Origin of the sequence: Aquicoccus sp. (genome assembly GCF_041686535.1) — a bacterium.
GTDB lineage: Bacteria > Pseudomonadota > Alphaproteobacteria > Rhodobacterales > Rhodobacteraceae > Aquicoccus.
Map to the genome: position 1 here is coordinate 1 of NZ_JAWLDS010000039.1, position 2,014 is coordinate 2,014.

The 2,014-nt window shown below is 68.2% G+C and carries 2 protein-coding genes; both read right to left on the reverse strand.

Features of this window, described 5'->3' with window-relative positions:
• Positions 1-170 precede the first annotated feature (170 nt).
• Entirely contained in the window at positions 171-803 is a 633-nt protein-coding gene (gene upp, locus ACESL9_RS09875) for a uracil phosphoribosyltransferase (RefSeq protein ID WP_372612298.1), read from the reverse strand.
• 139 nt (positions 804-942) lie between these two features.
• Positions 943-2,014, reverse strand: a 1,072-nt coding sequence (locus tag ACESL9_RS09880) for a phosphopentomutase (RefSeq protein ID WP_372674776.1), incomplete at its 5' end; no start/stop codon positions are given.

Consider the following 2,014-nt stretch of genomic DNA (forward strand, 5'->3'; position numbering starts at 1 on the left):
GATAAACTGCCCTCGGTCGGTGTCGGAGCGCCCCCCCCCCGGACCGGCGCTCGCCCTCGGTGCTTTTGCGGTTTGCCTGCTCCGCCCGCATTGCCTCTCCTCGAACGCCGTCCCGGCAACCCGTGGCGGTCGCGAAGCAGACAGGGCCGCTGTTGACAGGCGGGGCAAGCCTATTTCGTGCCGAACATCCGGTCGCCGGCGTCGCCGAGGCCGGGCACGATATAGCCCTTTTCGTTGAGCCGTTCGTCAAGCGCGGCGGTCACGACGGGCACGTCGGGGTGGGCCTCTTTCATGCGGGCCACACCTTCGGGCGCGGCCAAGAGGCACAGGAAGCGGATATTGGTGGCGCCGGAGCCCTTGAGCAGGTCGATGGCGGCGGCCGAGCTGTTGCCGGTGGCGAGCATCGGATCGACCGCGATCACGAGCCGCTCACCAAGGTGGTCGGGCACCTTGTAGTAGTATTGCACCGGCTGGAGCGTGGCCTCGTCGCGGTAGAGCCCGACGAAACCGACCCGCGCCGAGGGAATGAGTTCGAGCATCCCGTCGAGGAGCCCGTTACCCGCGCGCAGGATCGAGATGAGCGCGAGCTTGCGCCCGGCCAGAACCGGCGCCTCCATCGGGCAGAGCGGGGTGTCGATGGTGCGGGTGGTCATCGGCAATTCGCGCGTGACCTCGTAGGCCAGCAATTGCGAGATCTCGCGCAGGAGCTGGCGGAACACGGCGGTCGAGGTGTCCTTTTGGCGCATCAGGGTCAGCTTGTGCTGGATGAGCGGGTGTTTGACGACGGTGAGGTGGTCTTTCATCTCGATTCCGAACTCCTTCTGCTTCCGGCGCTTCTTTGCTTGTCGCAGAAATCAGCGGCAAGAGGCAATTGCATTCATCCCCCCGGGGTGGCGTGGATAAGCGGTTGCGCGTCGTGAGTGTCAACGGACCCCGAGCGCGTCACAGGAAGCTCTCCCCCGCGCCGCGTTCGGCAAGGCCCAGGTGGTGGGCGACGCTGGCGCCGATATCGGCAAAGGCCACGTGGCCGATCTCGCCCGTGCCCTGCCCGGCGATCAGCACGGGAGCGCGTTCGCGGGTGTGGTCGGTGCCGGTCCAGGTCGGATCGTTGCCGTGATCGGCGGTGACGAGCATCAGGTCGCCGGCCCGGAGACGGGGCAGGAGCCGCGCCAGCTCGGCGTCGAACCATTCGAGCGCGCGGGCGTAACCGGCGACGTCGCGGCGGTGGCCGAAATCGGTGTCGAATTCCACGAAATTGGCAAAGGTGAGCCCGCCGTCCGGGGCGGTGTCGATGAGGTGTTCCAGATGGGTCATGAGCGTGGCGTCACTGCCCTTGAGGTGGTTGGAAACACCGCGCATCGAGAAGATGTCGCCGATCTTGCCCAGTGCGAACGTGGTGCGGCCCGCCGCCTGCGCCCAGTCGAGGAGCGTGGGGGCGGGGGGCGCGATGGCATAGTCGTGGCGGTTCGGGGTGCGGGTGAAATTGCCCGGGTCTCCGACGAAGGGGCGCGCGATGACGCGGCCGACCCGGCGGGCGTGGAAGGCCGGGGCGATGGTGGCGCATAGGTCGAGCAGGCGGTCGAGGCCGAACGTGTCCTCGTGCGCGGCGATCTGGAGCACGCTGTCGGCCGAGGTATAGACGATGGGCCAGCCGGTTTGCATATGCTCTTTGCCATGTTCCGCGATGACCCTGGTGCCCGAGGCGTGCGCGTTGCAGAGCGTGCCGGTCGTTTGCGCGGCATCGCGGATGAGGGCCAAGAGGTTGTCGGGAATGGCGGGTTTCGTGTCGGGAAAATAGTGCCAGTTCCACGGCACCGGCACGCCCGCGATCTCCCAATGACCCGAGGGCGTGTCCTTGCCGGGGCTGGTTTGCGTGGCCGCGCCCCAGAGCCCGTTGGTGGCGGGGGGCAGGTCCGTCTCGAGGCCGGAGGCGAGACGGATCGCGTTGCCAAGGCCCAGGGCCGCGAGGGTCGGGACGTGGAGCGGCCCGGCGCGGCCCCTGTCGGCGCGGCCC

Bases quoted from the DNA above. Each gene is read 5' to 3' on its own strand.
- upp (WP_372612298.1), bottom strand. From the start codon at position 803: ATGAAAGACCACCTCACCGTCGTCAAACACCCGCTCATCCAGCACAAG.